Origin of the sequence: Shewanella sp. 11B5, assembly GCF_002836795.1 — a bacterium.
GTDB lineage: Bacteria > Pseudomonadota > Gammaproteobacteria > Enterobacterales > Shewanellaceae > Shewanella > Shewanella frigidimarina.
Genome location: NZ_PJAP01000685.1, coordinates 1 through 2023, shown reverse-complemented (window position 1 = coordinate 2023; position 2023 = coordinate 1). Strand labels below are relative to the sequence as shown.

Below are 2023 nucleotides of genomic sequence, written 5' to 3'. Positions count from 1 at the left end.
CGCCATTCAGAAATCGGGCCGTTTATCTAAAGAGTCTCAACAGTTACTTAAAAGCTGTGGTGTGAAATTTAACGTTAATGAGCAACGCTTGATTGCACATGCAGACAACATGCCAATCGATTTATTACGCGTTCGTGATGATGATATTCCAGGCTTAGTCATGGATGGTGTTGTTGACCTAGGTATTATCGGTGAGAACGTTCTAGAAGAAGAACAAATTGAACGCCAGCTAGCTGGAAAACCAGCTGAATGCACCAAATTACGTGAATTAGATTTTGGTTCATGTCGTTTATCACTTGCTGTACCCAATGAGTTTGAATACAAAGATGCCAACTCACTTGAAGGCCTTCGCATCGCGACCTCTTACCCAAACTTGCTGCGCCGCTTTATGCAAGAAAAAGGCATTAACTACAGCGACTGTATGTTGAAAGGCTCTGTTGAAGTAGCACCACGCGCTGGATTATCAGATGGCATTTGTGATTTAGTCTCTACTGGTGCAACCCTTGAAGCAAACGGCTTATATGAAACCGAAGTCATTTACCGCTCAATGGCGTGCATCATTCAATCAAATAAAACTCAATCTACTGAAAAACAAGCGCTCATCAACAAAATCTTATCGCGAATTAATGGTGTTATCCGTGCCCGTGAAAGTAAGTACATCTTATTGCACGCCCCAGTTGAAACTTTAGACCAAATTGTTGCCCTGCTCCCAGGCGCTGAAAACCCAACAGTATTACCACTCAATGACGACACCAATCGCGTGGCTATACACGTTGTAAGTACAGAAGATTTGTTCTGGGACACAATGGAAGAGTTAACAGCATTAGGTGCAAGCTCAATTCTAGTGATGCCAATTGAAAAAATGATGGGGTAACACACATGCAAATTCTCGATTGGGCTTCTTTATCTACCGAACAACAACGACAAACGTTAGCGCGCTCGCCATTAATTGGTGATACAAGTGTAGAACAACGTGTTCGTAACATTATTGAGCAAGTGAACGCTCAAGGTGATAGCGCGTTACTGGCTTATAACAAGCAATTTGACGGTGTTGAACTGACTCAACTAGCGTTATCAACTGACGAGATTGCTGCAGCATGTGCACGTGTAGGTGACGACGTCAAACAAGCTGTTGCGCAAGCGGTGAATAACATTGAAACCTTTCATAAGGCGCAAGTGTTTCAGGGTGTTGATATAGAAACTCAAGCGGGGATTCGTTGTGAATTGCGCAGCGAACCCATCGAGCGAGTCGGCTTATATATTCCCGGTGGTACTGCGCCATTAATATCCACTGTGATGATGTTGGCGTTACCAGCAAGAATAGCCGGTTGCGAAAAGCGTGTATTAGTCAGTCCACCGCCGATTAATGATGCAATTATTTATGCTGCTAATGTATGCGGTATTACAGACATCTTTCAGGTCGGTGGTGCCCAAGCTATTGCAGCATTAGCATTTGGGACAGAATCGGTGCCAAACGTAGACAAAATATTCGGTCCGGGTAATCGTTATGTGACTGAAGCAAAACGATTAGTGTCACAGGACAGCCGTATTAGTGTGTCAATAGACATGCCTGCAGGTCCGTCTGAAGTACTCGTGATTGCCGACAAAGATGCAAATCCTGGTTTTGTTGCTGCCGATTTATTATCCCAAGCAGAACACGGCGTTGACTCGCAAGTAATGTTAGTTACCGACTCATTAACACTGGCAGAGCAAGTCAACCAAGCCTTAATAGAACAATTAGCGCAGTTGAACCGTAAAGACATCGCCGCACAAGCGCTAGAATGTAGCCGCAGTATTATTGTTAGCGATATGGCGCAAGCCGCAAAAGTGTCAAACTTGTATGGCCCAGAACATTTGATTATTCAAACTGCGGCACCTCGAGACGTATTAACGCAAATTCGCGGTGCGGGTTCAGTGTTCTTAGGGGCTTATACCCCTGAGTCTGTAGGCGATTATGCTAGCGGTACTAACCATGTATTGCCGACTTATGGTTATAGCCGCTCGGTTTCAAGTTTGTCATTAG

General features: G+C 44.4%; 2 protein-coding genes. Both read left to right on the top strand.

Annotated elements, in window-relative coordinates:
* The coding region (gene hisG / locus CXF78_RS15305) for an ATP phosphoribosyltransferase (protein ID WP_102037272.1) at positions 1-874 on the top strand (874 nt) is incomplete at its 5' end.
* Between the two features lie 5 nt (positions 875-879).
* On the top strand, positions 880-2023 hold a 1144-nt coding region (hisD, locus tag CXF78_RS15300; protein WP_102037271.1), incomplete at its 3' end, for a histidinol dehydrogenase.